Here is a 23,971-nt window from a genome sequence, read left to right on the forward strand (position 1 = left end):
TTAAAAAATGGATATTTCAATACAGCATCGCTTTGCCTCTAGTGTTCGCGTTACTTTCGAGCATTCAATACATTAAAGGACATACGGTTTCTTACTCTTTGGTCTTTGGTTTGACTTGGTCTTTTATTTCAGTAGCAATATTCGCTACGCGCAGAGCTTATAATTTTAAGAAAAATATCGACTGCCAATTATGTAACGACTTAACCCAAAGTGATTCACAACAAAAGTAGGTTTAATCATGACTTATGGGTTATTTACCAAGTAAATTCACCAGTTGTACGGCCTGGGATTCAAACCTGCGTGCTGACTTGCTTCGCTAAAGCCCGTATAAAAACGCTCCTTATTTAGAAGCTATGTGTCTATAAACTGGAAGTGCGTACTATGAAAGAATGGCTTGAAAAAGTAGAAAACGCTTTAACTAAAGCTCTAGAATCTGTAGATAGCAGCGATGAAATTTCTAGAGAGAATATGTATATGCTCGCTCCTATTATTTATTCTCAGACTCATAACATGAATAATGAGCAGTTGTTAAAGGAAATGATAGAAGCAAATGATGAGCAATTTAAGGAAGATTGTTCTCATGATGAAAATTCAAAACTCCAATACAAGTATCATTATGTATCTTCTTTTTTGAATTGCTATGTTGTCGCTGGAAAAATTGATGAGATGAAACTCGATAAAATAATGGATTATACAAACGAAAAGTTGAATCTATTTGAAGACGGTTATGAATAGTACTAGAGCGCATAACCTGCGGCGGTTTTCTCCTCTTAAGGTCTGTGACTGCCTTTTTGCTGATACGCCTCTGAGCCGCTTAGCATTAGCTAATCTTAAATAGTAATGTAACAAACTTTAAAAAGTAACATCTTTTAAAAAATGAAAGGAAGCAAACGGTGTTGAAAATAGCTAAATATTTTAGTTATATAGTTCTCATCATATTAATTTCGTTAGTTGGGTTTGTATTTATTACTCCAATGACATTCGATTCTAGTACTCCCCCTCTGCACTATGGAAAAGTTGATGCTGAGCTGTTTTTGGGTAAAGGTAAGGAACAGCCTTTAGTTGTATACTTTGGCGGCAGTGAAGGCGGAAATAGTATGACAAAGCCTCATAACATTAAAGAAAGACAGCAATATATTGATCAAGGATATGCGATGTTAGCTGTTGGATATTTTGGTATGGAAGGTATACCTCAAGAGCTAGATCGAATTTCTTTAGATGCTATTTATAATGAAATAGTTCTAACATTAAATAACCCAAGATTAAATTCTAATTGTGTCGCTGTTATGGGTGGCTCTAAGGGAGCTGAATTAGCACTTACCTTGGCTTCTAAATACACACAAATCAATGGTGTTGTTTCATTAGCTGGAAGTCATGTTGTATTTGCTGGCCCTTCTTTTTTTGCTGATGGCAAAACCTCTTCATTTATGTTTAATGACCAAGAGCTCCCTCACGTACCACTAACGCTGAATATTTTACCATCAGTTTTAATGGGTGATTTACGACGTGCTCATGAAATAGCACTAGAGGATATTGATGCTGTCGAGGCCGCTAGAATAAAGGTTGAGGATATTAATGGCCCTATTCTGTTGGTTTCTGGTGAAAAAGATCACATATGGCCTTCACAAGAAATGTCAGTAGAAGTTATAGAGAGATTGAAAACAAAAGGCTTCCCACATCCTTTTAAACATATCGCTGTACCTAACGGAAATCATTTTCAACCTCAAAGTGATTTCCACCCGGAAGTGATTAAATTTTTGAATGAAAAATTCTTGCCTTACTGCGATGTTCATCATCAGAACATCGCCGTTGACTCCCAAAAAAGCATTTAGGCTCGTAAACTCTCTCGTACAATTAAAAATACGCTATTGTCGCTGTGCTCAATAATGCTTAAGCTTATGTTCACGTTTTACAAGGATGATTTATGAAACCAGTACTTTTAATATTGTTACTAGGTCTGTATGCATGTTCCCCTTCCCCTGAAGATTTAGCGAATATAGCCAGTCAGCAGTTCAGGGAAAGTGGCGAAACAGAAGAGACCTGGCTACATGACGGTGAACTCCATTTTTCCACCGCATTAGAATGGCAAAAAGCTTCTTTTCAAAACAAACGGGCGACTTCTTCAGATTTTCTATTAGCACTCGACGAACAAGGGCGACTGGTAATTAACATTTCTGATAATCAAAGTTTAAAAATACATAGCGAAGAACTTACCCGCAAATTAAACAAGAAATTTGAAATTATTGGTCCGGCTGTCGATAACAAAAACAAATACAAAGACCAATTAATTAGTGATGCCGTCGTTTTAATAGCATCTCAGAATGGTTGGCTAAAAAGTGTATAGCAAATAAATCAACTAAAAATAAGCGGGGGTTTACGCTTTCTAGCCGCAAACTTGCCACACAATTAGTTTTCAAAATAGGTAAATAAATGGAACTCAATCAGGTTACTTTACCAGTAAGCAATATGGATGATGCTGTTGGTTTTTACTTAAAGCTTGGCTTCACACAAATTGTCGACACACCTCACTATGCTAGATTTTCCTGCCCAGATGGAAACGCTACATTTTCTTTATCTCTTGAAAATGAAGTGTTTGAAAATAAATCGGTGATTTATTTTGAACACGAACACCTTGATGAGCTTCACAAAAATTTATCTCAAAAAGGTATTCAGTTTTTACAACCCCCTATTGAGCAAAGTTACCTTTGGAAAGAGGCTATTCTAAAAGACCCTTCTGGTAATAAGATCAAACTCTACTGGGCGGGAGAAAACCGCTTAAATCCGCCGTGGAAAGTAGAAATACGAGAGTAACACGCGCTTGAAAGTACTCGTTAGATTGCTTACTTTAAATATCAGTAATTTATTTCTCGCCGTCTATTACGGCGTTTACATCAAGGAAGAATTGTAATGTTCGCCGTAATGTTTGAGTTCGTAGTTAAGACTGGGTATGAAGAGCAATTTCTTTCCGCGTGGCCCAAAACCACGCAAGGTATTTTCCTATTCAAAGGAAGTCTAGGTTCTCGTTTACATAGGCATAAGAACGATACTTTTATCGCTTACGCTCAATGGCCAGATGAAGAAACCTATCGCCAAGCCGCTAACATCGAGATGAGCGCTGCATATGAACAGCAACGTCAATTAATGCGAGACAGCCTTAATTTAGAATCAACAAAAACCTTGTATGAAATGGAAGTTGAAATTGATTACTTACATCGTAGAGTCTTTGATGTATAACAATAAATTGAGCAACGACTGACACGGCCTAAGTCGTAAAAATTGTTGCCAACTGACTTCGTATAAGGTGTTTTAAGGGCTAAATTTATGGTGAAAGAAAAATGGTATAAAAACCCCGAGATGATAATTGCACTCACAGCGCTGTTCATTGGGCTGCTTACCGCTTTCATTTCAATTTACTCTGCTTACACTGACCGCGCTTATGCTAAAGCTTCGGTATGGCCCAAAATTGAAATTTTTAGAAGCCATAATGTTGATTCTTTTAGTTATGGCGTTGCTAATAAGGGAACGGGCCCAGCGCTCATCAAGTACGCAAAAGTGTATTCGGGTACGAAATTTCTAAAAAAATGGTCAGAACTTCCAGAATTCAAAAATATATCTCAATCCCATTTAAACAATACTACTTTGCCGTCGGGTCACTCTATAACACCTCTAAAATACAAAGGTGAATCGGTTTCGGATATATTGGCTATAGATAATAATATTGAAATAGAGCTTTGTTATTGCTCAATTTATGAGGATTGTTGGGTAGTTGATCGCACAAATATAACCCAACCAGTCAATTCATGTTCAGTCCGCACTGAACACGCATTCTGGCAATGAAGTAATTCGTTAGAATCGCGCTTAGTCAGTTCTATTGTTGTGATACCTGATGTAGCCAAATCAGATTTAGAATTATCCAAAGTTGCATTGATACTTTATTTAGCTTACATATTACCGCGCTCATTGGGTTCTTATTTTCAAGGAAGATATGCGTAGTATTCAAATTTTAGGCTTAATAAGCGCACTCGTTGCTCTAGTAGTTTCGTACTGGTCAATGTTTATCATACTCCGGTATCAAGCGAGTCTGCCGCAAGTTCGGTAGGCTTAGTATTAATGTTTGTTATTGTTCCTTTATTTGGGTTTTCTGCCACCCTATTAATCCCATCGTCCTTAGCTTTAGTAAACGCTAAGTTTAGAAGAGCAACCTTCTTCTTCGGTAAGTTTTGGTACTGTGTATGGGGTATTAATAGCTTTTTTTCACTGGCCTATTTAGCCTTAGGATTATACTTTTCTTACCTTTATCTTACTGTTGGTTATGGGAAGTGATCTTACGAATAAAAATTTTAAAAGCCATCTACTCAAATAATGGCTAATAGGGAAAAGCCAATGAGACAGTTTCTTTTAAGTTTGTTTGTATCAACCCTGCTTGGTGCTGCTATTTTATTTTTTTCACCCTATTTTATCGGTGAAATCGAGCCTTGGATCTCAGATTCCTATTACTACACTGGCGCGCTAGTATTGGCAGGTTTTATAGTGCTTGTTGATCGGCATGCTTCTTACGAAAGCATTTTTATAGGCATTGTGCTTGGGCAGGCTATTTACATGTTTACTTTTATACCTGTAGATTCATTGGTTGGTGTTGCTTTGGTTATTATGGCCTTCAAAAGCTTGTTGTCTTGTGTAGGTCTATTGTTAAAGTCAGCAATTAGTGACGTTTTGCATTTGATTAAAGGGAACACCTAACATTCTGTTAAATATGTTCTCTCCCCACTTAGCCACTGTTTTAGAGATAAACTGAATCACCTGTAAAAATTTAGAAAATATAATGAAGAGAATAAATGTAATTGGTACAAGTGGCAGTGGGAAATCCCATTTTAGCTATCGGCTTGCTAAGAATTTAAGTATTCCTTACATCGAAATGGATACACTATTTTGGCTGCCAAATTGGGAACATTTAGAAAACGACGAGTTTCTTTTCTTGCTTGAAGCTCATTTAGAGAAAGCGTCTTGGGTACTAGATGGTAATCAATCTAAGACAAACCACCTAAAATGGCAGTACGTAGATACAATAATTTGGTTAGACTACAGTTTCTATCATACGTTTAAACAAATTGTAGTTCGCTCAATTAAACGTTCATTTTCAAAAAAAGAGTTGTGGGCAGGTACAGGAAATACGGAATCATTTAGACGTAACTTTTTCTCTTCCGATTCAGTTATTCTCTGGATGTTACAAAATTACTGGAAAACCAAACGTAAATACGCAACGTTTTTTGCCAGTCAAACATTAAAAAATGTCCGCTTAGTTCGCTTAACGTCCCCCCAACAAGCGGAACACTTTTTAGCAAATGTGCAAGTCATCTAGCCACTCGTTATTTGTGAATGCTAACGTTTTTAGTATAAGTACATTAAAAACAGAACGTGTTAAAAATTTCATATAGCACTTTAAAAATAAGGAAATAAGCATAGTGAAAAGGATACTTTATGGACTGTTATTTATAGTGTGCAGCCAATGCAATACATGGGCAGTTGAAGCAGTATTTACAACTGAAGACCTAGTTATAAATAGTAAAAAGCTTGATGAAACACGTAACCTTGTTGTCTATTTGCCCGCTGGTTACTCAAAAAGCGATGCACACTACCCTGTACTGTATGTTACAGATGGTGATATTCAGGGGCCTCATACTGCGGGTACGCTAGATTATTTGGCAAAATTCGATCAGGCACCACAGATGATTGTTGTGGGTATTGTAACCCCCCGTGAAACACGCGAAAGAGACTTAACTTTAACCAGTGCAGATAAACAAGACCCAGAGCAGTTAGCAAATGCAGACCTGTTTTTAGCTTTTGTTGAGCAAGAAGTAATACCCGAAGTAAAAGCGCGTTATCGTACTTTAGATTACCAAGGGTTAGCTGGCACCTCGCACGGCGGTCAATTTGCTATTAATGCTTTAGTGAAACGGCCAGGTTTGTTCAATGGAGTTGTAGCAGTAAGCCCGTCTCTATATTGGAATAAAAGCCAGTTACTTACATTAACTGAAACCGCGTTAAAGCAAGGTAGTTTGCAAGGGCGCTTGTATATTTCTATAGCACAAGAAGAGCCTACAATGACTGAGCCCTTTGCCAACTTTGTAGCACTCACTAAGTATTACCCTAACCAGCAGTTAGCCGTAATCAGCCAAACATTTAGTAATGAAACGCATAACACCACTGCCTTACTTGGTCAGTACTATGGTGTGAAGTATTTATTTGATGGTTGGGCAATACCAGAAACACCACAAACCTTAGCCGATTTACAGGCTATCTTTGCAACACGCTCTTCTTTGCTAAAAACAGCGCTGATCATTCCTGAGGATCGTGCTGCTGGATACGGACAGTGGCTACAATACTTAAACAGGCAAGACGATGCGCTTACAATGCTTCAATGGAATAGAGAAACTTACCCACAATCATTAAATGCACATTTATTGCTAATTAAAGCTTATCTTCATTTTGATATGGAAGATAAAGCGCATCAGGCGCTTAGTGAAGCAATGAAGTCAATAAAGGGGCTTAGCACTGAACAAAAAGCACAGCTTGAAAGCTTGTTCCTTTAGTATCTTTACCCCTCACAAAGCTAAGAAGGTGCCAGTAACTATTGTGTTTCTATACTGGCTCCCTCTAATAGCATCGCCTACCCTGCTGTTTTAGACGATTGCTGTACGGCGTTATTTAGCTGATTAAGCTCTTTTTCAGTAAGGTTTCGCCATTGACCTGGCTTTAAGTTACCTAGCTCTAGATGCATTATGCGCGTGCGTTTCAACTTGGTAACTTCATAACCTAGAAATTCGCACATGCGACGGATTTGTCGGTTTAAGCCTTGGGTTAGAATAATTGAAAATTGAAACTTACCACGAGCATTTACCTTACACGGTTTAGTTACCGTGCCTAAAATAGGAACGCCTCTTGCCATTTTTTGTACAAAACGCTCACTGATGGGTTGGTTAACCGTCACTTCGTATTCTTTGTCATGGGCATTTTCAGCGCGCAGAATTTTATTCACAATGTCGCCGTCACTGGTCAGAATAATCAATCCTTCTGATGGCTTATCGAGTCTGCCTACTGGAAAGATTCTCTGTTTGTGCTTGATTGCATCAATGATATTGCCTTTCACATGACGCTCGGTAGTGCAGGTAATGCCAATGGGCTTGTTGTATACCAAGTAAATGCGGTCCGATTTATCTTCGGCTACCGCTTTAACAAGCTTTCCATCAACCTTCACTTTATCGCCTTGCGCGACTTTGGTGCCTAGCTCAGGCAGCTTATCGTTAATGGTAACCCTATTTTGCTCAATTAATTTATCAGCTTCACGTCGTGAGCACAGTCCTGTATCACTGATATATTTATTAAGACGTTTTGTTACCTCAGAGCTCATGCTAAAAGTCCCTACCTTTTTTCTAAACGACAACGTGAGTAAACCGTGCCGGTTGTATTCTCAACTTTATTACCGTTAATTTTACTATAAAAAAAGCGAGCTAAAAGCTCGCTTTTTTAACATTCAGTTAGTATTAATATTCCCACCAACACTCTTGCCACCACTCAAGGAATTCCTCAAAGTCGATATAGCCGTCGTTATTGCTGTCTATTAATTTAAAACCTTCCTGTACATGGCTGGCTTTTGTTTTTGGCGAAATAACGGTTAATAACTCGATAAACTCCGTTAAATCAATCTGACCATTACCATCTTGGTCGAAGAAGGTAAAATCTTTCTTTATTTCTTCAATTTTTTCGTCTGAAAGTTGAGCGGTCACGCGCTTTCCCTTTTTTTAGCAACTACATAGAGGGTGAGTGTAACGCCCTTATTGAGTAGTGTCTATGCCTGATTTTCTCTTGCTTTTAACGCGCGTTCACGTTGCAAACGGGCTTTTTCTTCACGCTTTTGTTCCATGGTGATCCGCGCCTCTGTACCCACGTGTTCTTGCTGCCTCATCTTCGCAAGATTAACTTGTTTTTCACGTTCACGAAAACGAGAAAGTTGATCTTCTGTATGGGTACCAAAACAATGCGGGCAGCTTACGCCAGACTCATACTTCTCACTTTGCATGTCTTCATCTGTAATCGGTAAGCGACAGGCATAACATTGATGATAGTCACTTTTTTCAAGATCGTGATTCACAGCCACACGATTATCAAATACAAAACAGTCACCTTCCCACAGTGATTCTTCTTTTGGTACATCTTCTAAATATTGAAGAATACCGCCTTCCAGATGGTATACCTCGTCAAACCCCTGCTCTTTTAAATAGGCCGTAGATTTTTCACAGCGAATACCGCCGGTGCAAAACATGGCTACTTTTTTGTTTTTCTCTGGGCTTAATGTTTTAGCGACATATTCTGGAAACTCGCGAAAAGTCTCCGTTTTTGGGTCGATAGCGTGCTTGAAAGTGCCGATTTCGATTTCATAGCCGTTACGGGTGTCTATCACGGTGACGTCGGGATCGCTAATTAGCGCGTTCCAGTCACTAGGTTTCACGTACGTACCTACGGTTTTACGCGGGTCGATACCTTCAACACCCATGGTGACGATTTCTTTTTTAAGTTTCACCTTGGTGCGGTAGAAAGGCTGTTCTTCGTGAAGTGACTCTTTACAAGAGATGGGGTTAATTCTCTCGTCGGCATTAAGATATTGGAGTAATCCGTCAATACCTTCTCGCGTGCCTGAAACGGTGCCATTAATGCCTTCGCTGGCAAGTAAAAGCGTACCTTTAATGCCATTAGATTCCATGGCAGTTAATAGTGGTTGGCGCATAGCCTCGAAGTTTTCAAGCGCGACGAACTTGTACATCGCGCAAACGATATATTTAGACATAGTAGTATTTACCTTTGCTAGTTGGAACGTAAAACCAGTGCAAAAATGCGGCGCGCACTATATCAAACCAGTTTTAAAATTTCCAGTTAGGCAGCAAGAAAGGATTCAGACTGCTCAATAATGTCACTAAGCATTGTGTTGTCTTCATCAATAGAGGTGGAATAAGTAGCGGCAATGCGCTTTTGAGTGGCTAACGAACAGTTCGTAATAACATCTTGGCTAATTTTCTTTGCGTCATTCGTTTGTGCAAGAGGTACTGGGTGCATTTCATTGTGAAGGCGTACTTCCTCAAACTGCAGTGATGTGGGCTCCTGCAATGCTACTTGATGCGCTATTGTTTGAGACAATCGATTCATGTGCAGCCAATCTGACTCACTCGCACAAAGTGGTGCTCTACGGTAGAAATTAAGTGCTTCTAGCCGCTGTGTAATACCACTAGTGGCTTCGTCTTCGTTTGGGCTTTCTATCGATATAGTGTCGGCAAGTGCACTTTGTTGCATTGCCAAATACAAAGCAAAAAGCGTGGCATTACCCGATGCTTTTGACAGGGTACCGTTCCATTCCCAAGCCATACTGGGGTCTATGGATTTATTTACATTTATATCGTTATCAGACACAAAAATAGGAAGATTTAAAATTCATACCTATAGTGTCGGCAAGATAATGTTTTTCTTAAGCTTATTCTTGCCCTTATCGGTATTTTAAACAATCATATATAGAACCTCTCAAGTAGTTGAAGTGTCATGGTTATCATTGGATGAAAAATGAACTTTTCGGATAAGCAGGTGCTTATTGTTGAAGATCAACGCCCTTTTCTCTTACTGCTTCGTGGATTATTACACTCCATGGGTGCAAGTGACGTTGTCACTAAATCTTCTGCGGAAAAGGCTCTGTCTCTTTGTAAAAAGCAAAAATTTGATATTGTTGTTTGCGATCTTCATTTAGGGGTAGACAAGAAAAACGGTTTCGAGCTTATTGAAGAGCTTAGAATAAAACGCTTAATTAAACCCACCACCGTGTTTATATTAATTAGCGCTGATAGCGCACGCCCTGTGGTACTTGGCTCTATTGAGCGACGCCCTGATGATTATCTTATTAAGCCTTTTTCGCAGGTACAACTTAAAACACGTATTACCCGTGCCTGGCAGAAACGGCAGTTTTTAGGGGCAGTATTGCAAGAGGTGGCCAATGAAAATATCAACAATGCTATCGATTTGTGCGAAGATCTTATTGGTACCCCATCGCCCTACAAAGGTACCTGTGAGCAGTTGTTGGTTGAACTGTATTTGCGCCTAGAGCAATACGACAAAGCGTTGGACGTACTTTCGCCCTACTTAGAAGGAAAGCCAATAATTTGGGCCAAAGTTGCGTTGGCAAAAACCTATCTAGCCTCAGAAAAATACGATAAAGCCATAGGTATTGCCGAGGATATTATTAAACGCAACCGGTTTAATGCCGAGGCGCATGATGTATTGGCGAAAGCCAATGATGCAAAGAACCAAGGCGAAATCGCAATTTCTGCTATCAAGCAGGCTATAAAACTTTCGCCCTTTTCGTTGCCTAGGCATTTTAGTGCATGCTCTATCGCGCGAAACCATAACGATTACATTTTAGCCTCTACCTCTAGTTTGGCCATTTGGGATTTATCGAAAAGAACCGTGCATCAAAACAGCCTGCATTGGTGTGGGTTTATTCGAAGCTTGCTTGATGTCGCCGAATATACAGATGACAAACGTACACGAAACCGCTATCAACAAGAGGCTTTACTTGCCCTGCAACGAGGTAAGTTTGATGAAAACATACTACGAATAGACGAAGATTTTGACGTCAGTATTTTTGGCAGCATTATTAACGCTCGAGTTAATGCTATTGATGGAAAAATGCTGGATGCAAAAAAGAACTTGGCGCAATCACAAGCTGCTATAGACGAGAAGTACACCACGCCGCCAATCGCATTTATTCCAGATAGCCTTAAAGTCATGTACGACCTTGGTGAATATGAAGATGCACTACAACTTCAAGATATTATTAAGCAGCAGAATTTAGAATTCGATTCCAACAGCAACTTTTTATTGCATTCTGAGACGACCAAAGCCCAACAAAATCTTACAAATTATCAGCAGTTTAACCGTGAAGGCATTCAGCTTTATCAACAAGGACAGTATGAAAAAGCAAAAGACTCTTTTGCGCTTGCGCAAGGTTTTTCGCCGGTAAATACAGGTGTAGCGCTCAACTTATTGCAGTGCTTATTACAAATATTAAGCAAAAACCAAAAGCCAGATCCTGATTTATTTAAACAATGCCGTCGACTTTATAAACTTATTGACGACATGCCACTAAAGGCCCAACACGAAGAAAAATACTCCACGCTTCGCAATGACTTAGACACTTTTATGGGAACAACATAATGATAATAACCCAATCTAAAAAAACCTGTGCGCTTGCTAGCCTACTTTCAGTTTTAGCACTTAATGGGTGCAGTCAAACACCACCTTGTGAAGACATTGTAGAAGTAAATCGCCAATTACATGTATGCAAAAGTTTGTCGAAAGTGATGAATGACAACCGCTATCCCCAACAAGCTATGTCAGCGAAAAAACGTTATGAAAGTGAATGTGAAAACTTCAGATACTATCGAGATGATTACGACACTATTTGTAAAGGAGAGCAGCAAGCCATTGGTAAAAAGGCTCAAGCTGCGGTTAAAAAGGAAAGTTTGCCCGCCAAAGACTACTAAGTAGAAGGTTCTTTATGTATCCAGCTTTATTTGGGAATGTCGTACATAAAACTTACATGCGCAACTAGTTTTGATTGGCGATGTGGTTTTGATTTAACCATGTTACGGTACGGTGAAGCGCCATGTGAGTAGCAACATCTTTTCAATGGGGCGTATAAGTAGGCGAGAAAAGGATATGAATATGTCTAAACGCGTTGCAGTGCTAACATCAGGTGGTGATGCACCAGGAATGAATGCTTGTATTCGAGCTATTGTTATAGCCTGTGAAAGGCACGGATTTACACTATTTGGTTATCAGCATGGGTATAATGGCTTACTTGAGCAAGAGTACGAAATACTTGCGCTTCAAGCAACGCACAACCTCATTCAGCAAGGGGGCACCGTGCTGCACAGCGCCCGTTGTGAACCTTTCAAAACCGACGAAGGTGCGAAAACTGCTGCCACAAACCTAACAGAACTAGAGATTGATACCCTAATTGTGATTGGCGGCGATGGGTCTTTTAGAGGCGCCGATCACTTAGCTGATTTCTGGCACGGTCAAATCATTGGTATTCCCGGCACTATAGATAATGATGTGGCTGGCACCGATGCTACCATAGGTTATTACACCGCTATCGATACCGTTGTTTCATCAATCGATAAAGTGAGGGACACCGCAGACGCTTTTGAACGTATTTTCATTGTAGAAGTGATGGGCAGACATGCCGGTTTTCTTGCGCTAAATTCCGCCCTCGCCTCGGCTGCCGATTACGTTATTTTGCCAGAAACCTTTGATCAATGTGATACAGAGATGGATAAGATTACTGGGCAAATTGAGAAGAGAAGGCAACGCAAAGGCGCGATTAGTTTTATCATAGTGGTAGCTGAAAATGTGTGGCCTGGTGGACTTAACGATTTGGCCGACAAACTGGTATCAAAAACCCAGTCTGAAGTTCGACCTGTAACGCTAGGGCATGTTCAGCGTGGTGGTTCACCGGTGAGTCAAGACCGGTTGCTTGCCACTAAGTTAGGCACCTATGCGGTAAGTTTAGTGGGCAGTGACACCAACGGTATTATGGTAGGTGAACTTAATGGTACGCCGAGTGAAATTGCCTTAACGGAAACATGGGAGAAAGATAAACCCCTAAACCCTTCCAGTATGGAAACCATGCTCACCATCATGAATGAGCGATATTAAAATAAAGCTAATTGAGTAACGCACCACCAAAATAGTTATGCGTAACCAAATATTATCCTTACATATCAACAAGTTGAATTAATATATTGGTAAACACAAAAATGCCCGATTTCTCGGGCATTTTTAGTCAATCTTACTGTTCGCACAGCCAGTATGTTGCTAACGTACTAAAGCTTTTAGCCTTACATTTTCATAGCGGCTTTTACTTTGTCTCTATGACTACGACTCACTTTTAGTTCGGTGTCATTTTGCAAAATAAGGTGATATTCACCGCTAATGTGGCTTACCAATTTTTTAACGAAACGAATATTGGCAATGGCAGAACGATGTACTCTAACAAACCATTGAGGGTTAAGCTCCTGCTCAAGCTCTTTCATGGTTTTACGCATGATGTGCATGCCATCTAATGCGTGAACACACATATAATCACCCGCGGCATCTATCCACTGTATGTCTTGTACGTTCACCCTAGTGACTTCAGAACCATCTTTAATGGCTAAAACATCTGGATAAGGGTTAGTTTCTACCGGCTCGCCATTCGCAAGCTTACGCAAGATTTCTTCGCAATCGTCGCCAGTAAGTTCGGCAACCAAATTCACCAAACGTTTTGACTGTTCATCTTGATGTTGCGTAGAAAAATATTCTCGCACTTTCACTAGGGCATCTTTAAGGCGTTCGTCGTCAGCAGGCTTTAACAAGTAGTCTAATGCATGCACATCGAATGCTTTAATTGCATAACTGTCATACGCAGTAACAAACACGACCATGGGGATAGGTTGATTAAGCTCTCGCAACTTATGAATTACCTGAAAACCATTTAGCCCGGGCATTTGAATATCAAGAAACACTAAGTCAGGGCGAAGTTGTGAAATGCTACTTACCGCCTCAAGCCCATTTTGACACTCGGCCAGTACCTGAATGTCGTCATGACGTTCTAACCTAGCGCGAAGTCCACGGCGGGCGAGTGGCTCATCGTCCACCACTAAGGTTTTAATTACTTGCTTTGTCATGCGCATACATCCTTTACTTCATAGGGAATACGAATTCGAACCCGCACACCCGACGGCTGATTATCTTCAATCGAAAATGCGAAATTGCGTTGATACAGTGAATGCAATCTTTCTTTAATATTCGCCAGTCCAACACCATTTTCACGGCTTAACTGACCATCTACAATGTTTGCACCGGGCCCATTATCAGCCACATCCATGAGTAAATCGTTTCCAAACGCGCGGGCTGTTATCGCTATTTGACCACCGTTCTCCATTTTGGAGATGGCGTGCTTAACAGCATTTTCAATAATAGGCTGCAATATCATGCTAGGAACAAGTGCATTCTCACACTCTTCATCGATATTCCAGACTACTTCTAATCTGTCATCAAATCGTACTTTTTCAATCTCAAGATATAACCGCAAGGCCTTTATTTCCTGGCCTAAAGGTACTCGTTTAATAGGGTCATTATCTAAAGAATAGCGTAAAAAGTCGCTCAAGCGAGAGACCATGGCCTCTGCAGTATCGTTTTCTTTTAACAACACTAAGGTAGAAATTGCGTTTAACGTGTTGAACAAGAAGTGAGGATTGAGCTGATAACGCAGCATCTTTATATGCGCTTGATGAGCCATAGTGCTGGCTTTAAGGGCATTTTGCTTTTCTTTTTGTAACATCTGGAAGTTTTTTATGCCGAAGTAAACACCACTCCAACACCCCACCATGATGAGTGAGTTAATCGTATTGGTAAAATACATGTACCAAGCATCAGGCCGGTAACCATGCTTGTAAATTTCCCAATAGTTTATATTTTTAACCACAGCCCACAATAACGCTATCAAATAACAAGACGCTATCACTGTCATCAACATGTTTAGCGGCGACTGTTTCCTTGCCCAGCGATAAACGTATCGCAATGGTATAGTTAGCAACCAGCCAGCATAGGCATTGAGTAATATGATAAATACCCAAATTGGCCTTACATCGTGAAGGAACGAGCCAATATAATAAATGATGGCAAAACCTGCCCAGCCTGCGCTGTGCAAAGTCCAAAATAATCTTTCGTTACTTTCAATAACGCGCTGAAAGCGGCTCACATGTTTACCAGTGGTTGAATTGATTGATAGATTATACGCAAGGTAAGCCCCTTGCGGAGCATCTTGGTCGTACCTCATATGCGACTTGTCGCACGCTTCCCTAAGATTAGTGACTGCAACTAATAACTAATATTCAATCTCTTAAGCCAATGCATCCACCACCATGCGGGCCCCACGAGTAAAAACCGAAGATCTTCCAGAAATGAGGGCTTTTTACCTTCAATTTTATGACCAATAAATTGCAGTATCCACATGACAATAAACAGCGATAGACAGAACAGCCAAACACTTACGCCATAGTAGGCAATCAAATTAATACCACCAAAGCAAGCAATCGTGAGTAGCGTCATAGCCGCGCCAATTGGCCCAGACAATTTGAAATAGTAAAACAGAATGGGAATGGCAAGAATGTGTGCCCAAGTCACATCAAAATCGGCAATGAAATCAGGCACCGGTATCGCCCAAATAAGCCCTAAAGTGACAAAATAGATGCTAGGCACCGCAATGGCGTGAATAAGCACATTGGTTTTATTTTGATGGCTTTCACTGTATTGCAGTAATAGCTTTTCAATCGTTCTCATAGCAAATTCCACTTATTGTTATAATAATTGCTTCAACTTTTTGTTTTGAACATCGTATTAACTAATTAGCGTATGGCCTGCTAAGAGCGCATTGACAGCATCTTCATCGCTATCGAATTTCAAGCCATAATAAACAAAGTCTGATTCTAGCTGGTGATTTTTGACAGTGGCATTCAGTGTGGCTTCTTTACTATCGGTTGAATAGACTAATGCAATTTTAGTTTCATCAATCATGATTGGCCACTCGGGCTTAAGGGGCAACGCTATGCGGCAGCCATCGTTCGATATATCCACGATAATACCGGTCACATGTTCAGACTCAGGAAAAGACTCACAGGACACCTTAACCGCAATACCAGGTTGCGCTCGCTTATTGGCACGAAGGCCTATTGATTCGATACGACGAGGAAAGCTGGTAATCAACAACCCTGAGGGTTTAGCCAATAACTTGAGTACCTTTACTCTAAACGCTATAACCTGCCCGGCATCACCTTCCAGTACAAAGCGTACTACAACATCGTTGCCCACCGTCAATAAGTCTCTTACCACTATCCATTTTGCAGAAGTCGGGATTTGGAATATCATGCAGGTGGCCATTTCCATACCTACATAAGCAGTTTTCACCCGCTTAGGTGCCGTTGGTGTTGTAATTTGCAAATCTACCACTGCACCAGGTGGCAAGGCACACAAATTATCGACGTCTTCTCGGTTAAGTTGACTACTTACTGCATTTTCTGACATGTATTTAAGAACATTCTTATTATACTTACTCTCAATGTAACCAATTTTGTGTCGGCTGACAAAACCTTCTCTATCAGGCATGATGTCGCCATATTTTTTATGATACGAATAATTTTTTATAAAGGTCACCATGAATAGCGCTTCACTTCACTACCAATTGTCGATTTACTCGTGGCAACAACATTTGTTTGATGTAACGTTAACCGTGCCGTCTCACGAATCACAAACCTTATCGCTCACGTTACCGTCTTGGATCCCAGGCAGCTACATGGTGAGAGACTTTGCCAAAAATATAGTGTCGTTAGCAGCTAAGAATACTGAATCTGATGAACCTATTGCTTGCGCTAAGTTAGATAAGCAAACGTGGCGAGTCGAAACTCAGGGTGAGGCAGTCACTATTACCTATCGGGTGCATGCCAACGACTTATCAGTGCGTTCTGCGTTTATTAACGACGAATATGCCTTTATAAACGGCACCAGTGCATTTCTTAGTGTTGAAGGCTTTGAACAACAACCATGTAAATTGCAAATCATTAAACCCGCCGTGGCGAATTGGCGTGCCTATACCAGTATGCCAATGACTGACGATATGCCAGATAGCTGGGAATATGAAGTGGCAGACTATGCTGAGTTTATCGACCACCCTCTTTATATTGGCGTATGTAACTTTCACAGCTTTGAAGTGGAAGGCGTTACCTTCGAGTTGTTATTCTCGGGTAGAAATAACCTAGACATAGAACGCATTGCCAATGACTTAACCCCAATTTGTAAGCATCACATGCAGTTATTTGGCGATCCGCAGCCTATTAAACGTTACTTGTTTATGACCTTGTTGGCAGATACTGGCTTTGGTGGTTTAGAACACCGTGATTCGACCGCTCTACTCTTTCCTCGTTTCGACCTACCTATGGTGGGCGAAAGCGATACCAAAACCGATGGTTACATTACGTTTTTAAGTTTGTGCAGCCACGAACTTTTTCATACATGGCATGTTAAGCGAATTAAACCAGAGGTAATGGTTAAGCCTGATTTGCAAAAAGAAACATATACAAACCAACTGTGGATTTATGAAGGCTTTACCAGCTTTTATGATGACGTTACCTTAGCGCGTGTAGGCGCTATCAGCCCACAAAAATACTTAGACATTGTGTCGCAAAATATAACGCGTCTGCTGCAAAATGCGGGCAGGTTCAAGCAATCGGTAGCAGAAAGCAGCTTTGATGCATGGACAAAATTTTATAAGCAAGATGCCAGTGCTACTAACGCGATTGTTAGTTACTACACCAAGGGCGGCATTATTGCTTTCGGACTAGATTTATTATTACGTGAAAAATCAAATAATGAAATCAACTTAGATTTGCTAATGCGTCATCTATGGGATCAGTACGGCCGAGACGAAAAAGGCACGCCCGACGATGTCATTGCCACTTTATGTAAGCAAGATTTTGATATTGATATTTCTGACTATCTAGCTGATGTGGTTTACGGTACAAAAGATGTGCCGTTAGAGAATTGGTTGTCAAATATTGGCGTTGAATTACTCACCCGCACTAAAGTATCAGCTGAAGATAAAGGTGGCAAAACAAGCGCCGAGGGTATGAAAAGACAATTGGGTGCTAACTGCAAACCTGCCCCTATAGGGTTAACGGTTACTCAAGTCTTTGAAGGCCTAGCTGCCGCCGACGCGGGTATTATGGTTAACGATATCATTATTGCGGTAAATGGTTTTGTGGTAAACCAAGCGAAATTACAACGTATATTAGATGCGACAAATACCGGGCAAGTTAGCCTTTCACTGATTCGAGATGGCCGATTATTAACAGGCGATCTTGATATTAGAAATGCACGAGAAGATGTGTGCAACTTTTCAATAGTGGATGAGCGCAAATTTTCGGCATGGTTGGGGCTTAACTAACGATTCTTAATTAGTCTTTATTAATCTTTGCTTATGTAGATTCGCACCTTTGAAGAATCGCATATCGGTTTGGATACTAGTAGATACAAAAAAGGGCTACCGTGTTGGGTAGCCCTTTCTTATTTTAATGAGATGGCGGGAGCCATTAGCCTTTTAAGGCGTTCCCGCTCTATTCAGGGGTTCCCGCTCTATTCTGGCGTTCCCACTTTATTCAGGGGTTCCCGACACTACCGTCTGTGGGTCGAGACGCATCTTGCCTAAGTTAATTCGCCAATCTAGGTGTGGACCCGTTGCTCTACCCGTAGCGCCAATGGTGCCAATCTGCTCACCTTGCGCTACGGTATCGCCTACTTCCACTGTGATGGAATCTAAGTGAAGAAAAGTAGAAAAGACACCCATTCCATGGTCAAGAATTAACGTATTACCCGAATAGTACAAATCTTCTGCCAAGGTTACTGTGCCTTCAACGGGAGCGGTAACTGGCGCACCTGTTGGGCCGCCTACATCAACGCCAAAGTGTGGCCATTTTGGCACGCCATTTAATACACGCTGGCTTCCGTATACACCGGTTATCGGCCCTTTTGCTGGCCACTCAAACCGGGTAAACAACGCGTCGGCATCGGTGACTTTACTTCGTGCAATCGACACATTTACGTTGTCTTGCCTAATTCTTTCAAGCACTGCTTTTGGCGGTGTCACCATCTTAGAATCAAGCCCATCTATACGTTGAATGTTGTATTCACGTTTAGTGAGGGTAATATCACGTACTGAAGTAGTACCATCGACAAGTTCAACCTTAAGCGTGTGAGAAAGGCTTGCATCACGAGGAAAACCAAACACGAATTTGCCTTCGCTATTAAGCGCTAATGTTTCTCCATCAAGGGTAACAATTGCATCAGGGGCAACTTGCCCTCTTATCAAACTCCCTTGTGTTAGGGTGCCATTTAGCGTTATTCCATCTTGCTGCGCGTGAACAGCAGTCAAACTACCACAAATTAGTAGTAAGGCTGAAAAGCCAGTTGAACGTGCTGCGATTTTTAGTGAATTAATCACACTAGATTGGATAGACTTAACACCCTTAACCCTAGAACTCATTACTACTCCTTTACGCACCTTCATCACACTTAATTCGCACTAATACCGCACTAGTATAGTGTGTTAGCCAATAGCCGTTACCCGGTTTTGCCTAACACCTTCAAACAAAAAACGCCGTAACTAGTCAGACACCATGGCGCCTTTACCCACACCTTCATAAGCCACTACTTGGCAATGATTGTTGGGAGTACGTTTCTTTTGTTCAACTAACAAATACTGGGCTAAACATTCCACCGTTGAATCTGTGGTGATCACTTCACAATCGGCTTTTGGAATAAGTAACTCAAAATAGCCTTGCGATGACTCGTAAGCAAATGAGAAGTAATCGCTAGGGGTAGCGACTGAACCGGTTATTTTGCGATCTTCGTAGGCTATTTCGTCTTCCGTTGTCGCAATGTAGATATCGTCCCAGCGATTTGCCCAGTAAGCTTGTTCTTGTTCGCTAATTTTACCATCAAGGTAAATATCGATGCGTGAACGATGGCCGTGGGCTATACGCTGACAGTTTCCGTCGTGCTTTTTTAACCCATGGGTATAATGATAAAACGGCGACTCTATAACTTCGGTACGCAGCTTTAAAGTGATGTTATCAACGTTTTCTGGTAAGTGGGTGGCAAGCACCTCTTTCAAGTAAACGCTCACCGATTCCATGGTAACCACATCTGAATACAAAAAAGCATAGGCTTCTGCTGGACAGCGAAGCATGATTTCTCGGCCGTCTTCACAAGTAAAGCGCACTTCAACCTGTTCATTCACGTCATCATGGATAACTGTCGCGCCCGCATATTCTGCAGGCACAAGCAATTTATGATCGACATATTCATCAATCAGTCGTTTAAGGTCTTTTTTTACAATACCAAAATCCTGAACCATACTTTCTTCGTTAAGTTCGCCGGTTAGGATTACATCGACAATCCAGCTTTCGCCTACCATGCCGCGCTTGGGGCAAAGGTAAGAAAAGTCCATTACTGTCAAATCGTTTACAAATAGTTGCATGACACCCTTGTATCGTGTTCGTTTTCTGTTGTTAGTATACGTTTTTTACGTGTTAAACGCAGTGATTAGTCCATAGAAGATTGGCGATTAAGCTGATCTTTTAAATTGGGTGGTATACCACGAATCGTTAAGGTATCGGTGGCAGGGTCGTAAAATACCCGATCGCCCATCAATTTGCGCTCAAAGCTTACCGATACACCGCCGCCCTGCCCCGTAAATTTCGCGAGCTGTTTTAGCGCAGCGGGATCTGGCTGAATTTCTTTTTCAAGCGGTACTTCCATAGACTGAGTAAATGAAGAAAAGTTGCTACTGGTTTCTTCATTTGAAGGCAGCCTATTGGCTAACTCATCTACCGATAAGCTTTCCCCTGCGTCTATTTTTTCTTTGAAATACGTTTTCACTTCTTCACGGTGCTGGTGTTGCTCTTGGGGATCTAACGACTCACTGGCCAAATAGGCATCTACAGATGAAATCAGCTGCTTGTTTTGCTGCTTTACATCAACCAACTCTTCGCAGCCAACAAATTGCATAAAGAAGTCAGAAACTTTACGGCCCATACGACCTTTTATAAAGCTGACGTAACGCTGTTGTTCTGGTTGTATATCCCATTGGGTTAAGTCGATGCGAACCGCGAGTTGCATGCGCGCCAAATCTAGATGCTCTCGAGCAGACAAATCCAGTGAATTGGTTACTTCAACATGAGAACGCGTATTTAACAGTGCAATCATCAAATATTGCGTCGCCAAAAACTCATACTGGCAAAAAATAAGAAACCCCGTTTCTACAGTGCCCGTATCTATTAACGTTTTCACTAATCGTTTTGTCGCCGATAATGAAAAGCTATGAAATTCTTGTTCTAAATTGTCGCCACCCGCTTTTTTCTGCGCCAAATAGTCTTTCAAGCCTTCGGAAAACTCTGCTACGTTATCCGTATTTTCTTCATCGCTGTGCGAAACAAAGTGACCAACCCCTTTTCCGGGTTTAGCATTAAAACTGTGGTTAATCTGATGGGCTAAAAGCTCTATTTCAGGTGTAACTGCTAAACAGTTTTCACGAGGAATAGCTTCAATCTTGTCATCTTTATTAACGACTAAACGATGTACAACAAAGTGATGAATCAGTGCACTCATAGAGTTAAGGGTGTCCTGTTGCTTAAAAAATGTAAGAAATACCTACGGAATTGCGGGATTTTAGAATGAATGATTGTTATCACTCAAACAACGATTATAATCATTTTACGAGTAAAACCATTCTTTTTATCAAAGAAATCATAAAAAAGAGGCGTAGCAGTGCCCCAGAATAGCCGTTATACCAATGCTGAATTTGAAACCTTAATGAATAAAGTCATTCTAACCCTCGAAGAAAACGACGCGGGAAGAGATTTATCATTAATGGTACTAGGTAATGTCATTACCCATATTTTACAGACTCAGGTAAGTCCTGACAAACGCGAAGCCATGGCAGATCAATTTGCCAATGTGCTCAAGAAGAGTGTTCAAGGTTAAATAGGCTTCATTTATGATTTTAGCCGAATCTCCTCGCCGCCAGCGAGTGACGAAATTAGTAAATTGGGGCCATTGGTTCGCCTTTGCGAATATAATAATTGCCATTGTTATTGCATCAATTTTTGTGTTTTCTTCACCTATGCCAGGCACGGGCGTGGGCACGCTTTACTTACTGACCAATTGGTTGGGCCATATTGGCTTTATGACCTTTTTTGGCTTTGTCATTTTTATTTTGCCTTTATGCTATTTAGCCACCAACCCAAGGGCAATTAAAGCCAGTGCGTCTATTATTGCAGCGGTTGGGCTTGCCTTGTTAGCATTCGATGCGTTGTTATTTAATCGCACTGGGTTTCATATCAGCTTTCACGCTGCTGACTTGCTTAAAACCGAAGCACAAACTCAAATAAGTGAATTCTACTGGCAACAGTGGGCTTATTTATTCATGCTGTTTCTAGTATGGCTAGGCTTTCAACTTGTACTTGCTAATGCAATCTGGAAACGGGTCGAGCGCTTTTCTAAACACAAGATTGGCGTTCCTGTAGCTAGCTTCTTCGTTGTGTGCTTTGTTAGTAGCCATGCAGTGCATGTATGGGCCGATGCTGAGCTTTATCAGCCCATTATTAAGCAAGATAACATGTTTCCGTTATCTTACCCTGCTACCGCTAAAACGACGATGTCACGCTATGGCTTACTAGACTTAGCTGCATACGAAGAACGTAAACAGCTTCAGTTTAACTCTGATATCCATAATATTAATTACCCTGCTGAGCCGGTGTATTGCTCTATTGATTCTGGCAAGAACATGACCGTTATTGTGCAAACAGATGAAGGTGACATTTCTGGCATTAATGACCTAGGGTTAAACGCGTTAGAAAACTATCATTCTACGGCTAGCAGTCTAGATGGGTTAATTACGACTACCTTGTTTGGTGTGCCAGAGATTTATCAAGACTCGCTTAGCAACAAGCGCCCTGTGTTGCTAGCCCTGCCGGTTGGTCTTGGTATGCCTGTGTCTATTCATTTTGACGAGAGCTTGCCCGATGATATGTTTTCAAGTTATCAGCAACCTTTGTCGAATAACCATAACGGCTTGCACTTGGCGTTTCTTCCGGCATCAGTGATTGAGGGCTATGTAACGCAAGATATGCTGCAGTCCAATAAGGTGATGATTGCAACCGGTTACGGCAATGAGAGTTCACAAGGCATGCTGTACAGTAACATGTCGCTAAGTGCTGATATTGCGAGCACTGAAGATCTGGCGCCAACGATTATGAATGCCCTTGGATGCGCAGCTCCTACTACCTTCTACTCTACCGGTCAAAACTTGTTGAACCCCAGTCGTAAATGGCTAGTGAGTACCTCTGGTGAGCGTATTGTGGTGTTCCATAATGGAAAACGTACTGATGTGTTAAGCAACGGCAGTTACGAAATTACTGAGGTTGCTACAGGCAAGCGCAGCAATGCCCCGCTTAATGTTGATTTATTAAGCCAAGCTATCAAACACTTATCTCGGTTTTCTAATCAAAACTAAGATGTTAAAGGCGCCAAATTAGGCGCCTTTTTTGTATCTTTTCAAATTCGTTTTTATTCCACACCCAATGTAAATGCTGATTGAGAACTGCACGGTTTTCTCTTCAATCTAGGTTCCCTCATCATGAACGGTTTAACTGTTAGCTGTTAGCTGTTAGCTGTTAGCCAGCATGAAGCTAAAATGTGACCTATACGCTACTAGGCACAGGTATATCATTCAAAGAAGTGACTTGTGTAACATTTTCTAATTCAGCATTGGGCGGCGGGGCTTTGCTAGAAACATAATAACAGTGAGATAAACTGACTTCTTGCCCTGCCTGTATATCTCGCCAACTGTCACCAATCATAATACTTAAAGGTAGAGAAATAGAATGTTCTTCTGCGGCCTGTATTAGCATGCCCGGATTAGGTTTGCGGCACGCACACTGTTTTTTGTAAGTGCCAATGCCATGTTTTGGATGATGAGGACAAAAATACACAGAAACTTTACCAATTCCGGCTTGGTAAAAGTCTTGCTGAACAGCGCTCATCAATGCATTAAAATCATCTTCAGAATACAAGCCTCGTGCAATGCCCGACTGATTGGTAACGATGATAATTTTATAGCCCGCATTTTCAAAACGCGTTATTAACGAGAATATGCCGTCTACATATTCAAAATCTTCGTAGCGGCCCACATAACCATGATCGACATTTACAATGCCATCACGGTCTAAAAATAAGGCTTTAACAGTGTGAGAACCCATGTTGTGCTATCTCTTCAACT

Annotated in this window: 27 protein-coding genes; 15 read left to right on the top strand and 12 right to left on the bottom strand. The window is 41.0% G+C overall.

The window, feature by feature from the left end:
* Positions 1-381 precede the first annotated feature (381 nt).
* The 9 genes from ALT761_RS10220 (at position 382) to ALT761_RS10265 (ending at position 6,590) form a co-directional block, all read left to right on the top strand.
* Entirely contained in the window at positions 382-735 is a 354-nt protein-coding gene (locus ALT761_RS10220; protein WP_129738500.1) for a hypothetical protein, read from the top strand.
* A 158-nt stretch (positions 736-893) separates the two neighbouring features.
* On the top strand, positions 894-1,832 hold the full coding sequence (locus tag ALT761_RS10225; RefSeq protein WP_129738502.1) for an acyl-CoA thioester hydrolase/BAAT C-terminal domain-containing protein: 939 nt from the start codon (positions 894-896) through the stop codon (positions 1,830-1,832).
* A 92-nt stretch (positions 1,833-1,924) separates the two neighbouring features.
* The gene (locus ALT761_RS10230) at positions 1,925-2,344 is read left to right on the top strand and encodes a hypothetical protein (protein ID WP_129738504.1); all 420 of its coding nucleotides are present in this window, start codon (positions 1,925-1,927) and stop codon (positions 2,342-2,344) included.
* An 86-nt stretch (positions 2,345-2,430) separates the two neighbouring features.
* Positions 2,431-2,811: a VOC family protein gene (locus tag ALT761_RS10235; RefSeq protein ID WP_129738506.1), complete on the top strand. Its 381-nt coding sequence runs from the start codon at positions 2,431-2,433 to the stop codon at positions 2,809-2,811.
* 96 nt (positions 2,812-2,907) lie between these two features.
* Positions 2,908-3,234 (top strand): antibiotic biosynthesis monooxygenase family protein, encoded by a 327-nt coding sequence (locus ALT761_RS10240; RefSeq protein WP_129738508.1) that lies wholly within the window; start codon positions 2,908-2,910, stop codon positions 3,232-3,234.
* A gap of 87 nt (positions 3,235-3,321) precedes the next feature.
* On the top strand, positions 3,322-3,837 hold the full coding sequence (locus tag ALT761_RS10245) for a hypothetical protein (protein ID WP_126872295.1): 516 nt from the start codon (positions 3,322-3,324) through the stop codon (positions 3,835-3,837).
* A 546-nt stretch (positions 3,838-4,383) separates the two neighbouring features.
* Positions 4,384-4,740 carry a hypothetical protein gene (locus tag ALT761_RS10255; RefSeq protein ID WP_129738510.1) on the top strand — a complete coding sequence of 119 codons (357 nt, stop codon included), beginning with the start codon at positions 4,384-4,386 and terminating at the stop codon, positions 4,738-4,740.
* A gap of 82 nt (positions 4,741-4,822) precedes the next feature.
* The gene (locus tag ALT761_RS10260) at positions 4,823-5,359 is read left to right on the top strand and encodes an adenylate kinase (protein ID WP_129738512.1); all 537 of its coding nucleotides are present in this window, start codon (positions 4,823-4,825) and stop codon (positions 5,357-5,359) included.
* Between the two features lie 103 nt (positions 5,360-5,462).
* Positions 5,463-6,590: an alpha/beta hydrolase gene (locus ALT761_RS10265; RefSeq protein ID WP_129738514.1), complete on the top strand. Its 1,128-nt coding sequence runs from the start codon at positions 5,463-5,465 to the stop codon at positions 6,588-6,590.
* A gap of 77 nt (positions 6,591-6,667) precedes the next feature.
* Here the strand turns inward: ALT761_RS10265 and rluF are convergent, their stop codons facing one another.
* From rluF to ALT761_RS10285, 4 genes are all read right to left on the bottom strand, one after another.
* Entirely contained in the window at positions 6,668-7,408 is a 741-nt protein-coding gene (gene rluF / locus ALT761_RS10270; protein WP_129738516.1) for a 23S rRNA pseudouridine(2604) synthase RluF, read from the bottom strand.
* Positions 7,409-7,541: 133 nt separating this feature from the next.
* The gene (locus tag ALT761_RS10275) at positions 7,542-7,784 is read right to left on the bottom strand and encodes an EF-hand domain-containing protein (RefSeq protein ID WP_013784036.1); all 243 of its coding nucleotides are present in this window, start codon (positions 7,782-7,784) and stop codon (positions 7,542-7,544) included.
* Positions 7,785-7,846: 62 nt separating this feature from the next.
* The gene (gene trhO, locus ALT761_RS10280) at positions 7,847-8,842 is read right to left on the bottom strand and encodes an oxygen-dependent tRNA uridine(34) hydroxylase TrhO (protein ID WP_126872299.1); all 996 of its coding nucleotides are present in this window, start codon (positions 8,840-8,842) and stop codon (positions 7,847-7,849) included.
* Between the two features lie 86 nt (positions 8,843-8,928).
* Positions 8,929-9,414, bottom strand: coding sequence for a VC2046/SO_2500 family protein (locus ALT761_RS10285; RefSeq protein ID WP_129738518.1), 486 nt, complete (start codon positions 9,412-9,414; stop codon positions 8,929-8,931).
* Positions 9,415-9,606: 192 nt separating this feature from the next.
* Between ALT761_RS10285 and ALT761_RS10290 the strand changes: the two genes are divergently transcribed.
* From ALT761_RS10290 to ALT761_RS10300, 3 genes are all read left to right on the top strand, one after another.
* On the top strand, positions 9,607-11,250 hold the full coding sequence (locus ALT761_RS10290) for a tetratricopeptide repeat-containing response regulator (protein WP_013784033.1): 1,644 nt from the start codon (positions 9,607-9,609) through the stop codon (positions 11,248-11,250).
* A complete protein-coding gene (locus ALT761_RS10295) occupies positions 11,250-11,579 on the top strand; it encodes a hypothetical protein (RefSeq protein WP_129738520.1) in 330 nt (109 codons plus the stop codon). The genes ALT761_RS10290 and ALT761_RS10295 overlap by 1 nt, the downstream gene beginning before the upstream one ends.
* Before the next feature lie 181 nt (positions 11,580-11,760).
* A complete protein-coding gene (locus tag ALT761_RS10300; protein WP_129738522.1) occupies positions 11,761-12,756 on the top strand; it encodes an ATP-dependent 6-phosphofructokinase in 996 nt (331 codons plus the stop codon).
* A 182-nt stretch (positions 12,757-12,938) separates the two neighbouring features.
* Here the strand turns inward: ALT761_RS10300 and ALT761_RS10305 are convergent, their stop codons facing one another.
* The 4 genes from ALT761_RS10305 to ALT761_RS10320 form a co-directional block, all read right to left on the bottom strand.
* Positions 12,939-13,766 (bottom strand): LytR/AlgR family response regulator transcription factor, encoded by an 828-nt coding sequence (locus ALT761_RS10305; protein WP_129738524.1) that lies wholly within the window; start codon positions 13,764-13,766, stop codon positions 12,939-12,941.
* Positions 13,763-14,842, bottom strand: coding sequence for a sensor histidine kinase (locus ALT761_RS10310; protein WP_041452856.1), 1,080 nt, complete (start codon positions 14,840-14,842; stop codon positions 13,763-13,765). Before ALT761_RS10310 ends, ALT761_RS10305 begins: the two co-directional genes overlap by 4 nt.
* 119 nt (positions 14,843-14,961) lie before the next feature.
* Positions 14,962-15,423 carry an Mpo1 family 2-hydroxy fatty acid dioxygenase gene (locus tag ALT761_RS10315; RefSeq protein WP_129738525.1) on the bottom strand — a complete coding sequence of 154 codons (462 nt, stop codon included), beginning with the start codon at positions 15,421-15,423 and terminating at the stop codon, positions 14,962-14,964.
* A 57-nt stretch (positions 15,424-15,480) separates the two neighbouring features.
* A complete protein-coding gene (locus ALT761_RS10320) occupies positions 15,481-16,245 on the bottom strand; it encodes a PilZ domain-containing protein (protein ID WP_232043423.1) in 765 nt (254 codons plus the stop codon).
* A 49-nt stretch (positions 16,246-16,294) separates the two neighbouring features.
* Between ALT761_RS10320 and ALT761_RS10325 the strand changes: the two genes are divergently transcribed.
* On the top strand, positions 16,295-18,079 hold the full coding sequence (locus ALT761_RS10325) for a M61 family metallopeptidase (protein ID WP_129738527.1): 1,785 nt from the start codon (positions 16,295-16,297) through the stop codon (positions 18,077-18,079).
* A 207-nt stretch (positions 18,080-18,286) separates the two neighbouring features.
* Here the strand turns inward: ALT761_RS10325 and ALT761_RS10330 are convergent, their stop codons facing one another.
* The 3 genes from ALT761_RS10330 to yejK form a co-directional block, all read right to left on the bottom strand.
* On the bottom strand, positions 18,287-19,174 hold the full coding sequence (locus ALT761_RS10330) for a M23 family metallopeptidase (protein WP_172602872.1): 888 nt from the start codon (positions 19,172-19,174) through the stop codon (positions 18,287-18,289).
* Between the two features lie 120 nt (positions 19,175-19,294).
* Complete coding sequence (locus ALT761_RS10335) at positions 19,295-20,170, bottom strand: 6-pyruvoyl trahydropterin synthase family protein (RefSeq protein WP_129738529.1); 876 nt, start codon at positions 20,168-20,170, stop codon at positions 19,295-19,297.
* Positions 20,171-20,235: 65 nt separating this feature from the next.
* Complete coding sequence (yejK, locus tag ALT761_RS10340; RefSeq protein WP_129738531.1) at positions 20,236-21,300, bottom strand: nucleoid-associated protein YejK; 1,065 nt, start codon at positions 21,298-21,300, stop codon at positions 20,236-20,238.
* A 159-nt stretch (positions 21,301-21,459) separates the two neighbouring features.
* Here yejK and ALT761_RS10345 point away from each other — a divergent pair, with 159 nt between their 5' ends.
* Positions 21,460-21,675, top strand: a complete 216-nt coding sequence (locus ALT761_RS10345; RefSeq protein WP_013784021.1) for a DUF1414 domain-containing protein — start codon at positions 21,460-21,462, stop codon at positions 21,673-21,675.
* A gap of 13 nt (positions 21,676-21,688) precedes the next feature.
* A complete protein-coding gene (locus ALT761_RS10350) occupies positions 21,689-23,206 on the top strand; it encodes a DUF3413 domain-containing protein (protein WP_129738533.1) in 1,518 nt (505 codons plus the stop codon).
* Between the two features lie 187 nt (positions 23,207-23,393).
* On the opposite strand, the gene ALT761_RS10355 is transcribed toward ALT761_RS10350, so the two are convergent.
* On the bottom strand, positions 23,394-23,951 hold the full coding sequence (locus tag ALT761_RS10355) for a D-glycero-alpha-D-manno-heptose-1,7-bisphosphate 7-phosphatase (RefSeq protein ID WP_129738535.1): 558 nt from the start codon (positions 23,949-23,951) through the stop codon (positions 23,394-23,396).
* Between the last annotated feature and the right edge of the window lie 20 nt (positions 23,952-23,971).

Origin of the sequence: Alteromonas sp. 76-1 (assembly GCF_900654235.1) — a bacterium.
In the GTDB taxonomy this organism is placed as follows: Bacteria; Pseudomonadota; Gammaproteobacteria; order Enterobacterales; family Alteromonadaceae; genus Alteromonas; species Alteromonas naphthalenivorans.

Excerpts from the sequence above, each read along its gene's own strand:
- ALT761_RS10300 (WP_129738522.1), top strand. The coding sequence starts at position 11,761 with ATGTCTAAACGCGTTGCAGTGCTAACATCAGGTGGTGATGCACCAGGA.
- trhO (WP_126872299.1), bottom strand. The coding sequence starts at position 8,842 with ATGTCTAAATATATCGTTTGCGCGATGTACAAGTTCGTCGCGCTTGAA.
- ALT761_RS10335 (WP_129738529.1), bottom strand. The coding sequence starts at position 20,170 with ATGCAACTATTTGTAAACGATTTGACAGTAATGGACTTTTCTTACCTT.
- ALT761_RS10305 (WP_129738524.1), bottom strand. The coding sequence starts at position 13,766 with ATGACAAAGCAAGTAATTAAAACCTTAGTGGTGGACGATGAGCCACTC.
- ALT761_RS10230 (WP_129738504.1), top strand. The coding sequence starts at position 1,925 with ATGAAACCAGTACTTTTAATATTGTTACTAGGTCTGTATGCATGTTCC.
- ALT761_RS10255 (WP_129738510.1), top strand. The coding sequence starts at position 4,384 with ATGAGACAGTTTCTTTTAAGTTTGTTTGTATCAACCCTGCTTGGTGCT.
- rluF (WP_129738516.1), bottom strand. The coding sequence starts at position 7,408 with ATGAGCTCTGAGGTAACAAAACGTCTTAATAAATATATCAGTGATACA.
- ALT761_RS10295 (WP_129738520.1), top strand. The coding sequence starts at position 11,250 with ATGATAATAACCCAATCTAAAAAAACCTGTGCGCTTGCTAGCCTACTT.
- ALT761_RS10245 (WP_126872295.1), top strand. The coding sequence starts at position 3,322 with ATGGTGAAAGAAAAATGGTATAAAAACCCCGAGATGATAATTGCACTC.
- ALT761_RS10325 (WP_129738527.1), top strand. The coding sequence starts at position 16,295 with ATGAATAGCGCTTCACTTCACTACCAATTGTCGATTTACTCGTGGCAA.
- ALT761_RS10320 (WP_232043423.1), bottom strand. The coding sequence starts at position 16,245 with ATGCCTGATAGAGAAGGTTTTGTCAGCCGACACAAAATTGGTTACATT.
- ALT761_RS10355 (WP_129738535.1), bottom strand. The coding sequence starts at position 23,951 with ATGGGTTCTCACACTGTTAAAGCCTTATTTTTAGACCGTGATGGCATT.
- ALT761_RS10330 (WP_172602872.1), bottom strand. The coding sequence starts at position 19,174 with ATGAGTTCTAGGGTTAAGGGTGTTAAGTCTATCCAATCTAGTGTGATT.
- ALT761_RS10240 (WP_129738508.1), top strand. The coding sequence starts at position 2,908 with ATGTTCGCCGTAATGTTTGAGTTCGTAGTTAAGACTGGGTATGAAGAG.
- ALT761_RS10285 (WP_129738518.1), bottom strand. The coding sequence starts at position 9,414 with ATGGCTTGGGAATGGAACGGTACCCTGTCAAAAGCATCGGGTAATGCC.
- ALT761_RS10260 (WP_129738512.1), top strand. The coding sequence starts at position 4,823 with ATGAAGAGAATAAATGTAATTGGTACAAGTGGCAGTGGGAAATCCCAT.
- yejK (WP_129738531.1), bottom strand. The coding sequence starts at position 21,300 with ATGAGTGCACTGATTCATCACTTTGTTGTACATCGTTTAGTCGTTAAT.
- ALT761_RS10235 (WP_129738506.1), top strand. The coding sequence starts at position 2,431 with ATGGAACTCAATCAGGTTACTTTACCAGTAAGCAATATGGATGATGCT.
- ALT761_RS10220 (WP_129738500.1), top strand. The coding sequence starts at position 382 with ATGAAAGAATGGCTTGAAAAAGTAGAAAACGCTTTAACTAAAGCTCTA.
- ALT761_RS10350 (WP_129738533.1), top strand. The coding sequence starts at position 21,689 with ATGATTTTAGCCGAATCTCCTCGCCGCCAGCGAGTGACGAAATTAGTA.
- ALT761_RS10315 (WP_129738525.1), bottom strand. The coding sequence starts at position 15,423 with ATGAGAACGATTGAAAAGCTATTACTGCAATACAGTGAAAGCCATCAA.
- ALT761_RS10290 (WP_013784033.1), top strand. The coding sequence starts at position 9,607 with ATGAACTTTTCGGATAAGCAGGTGCTTATTGTTGAAGATCAACGCCCT.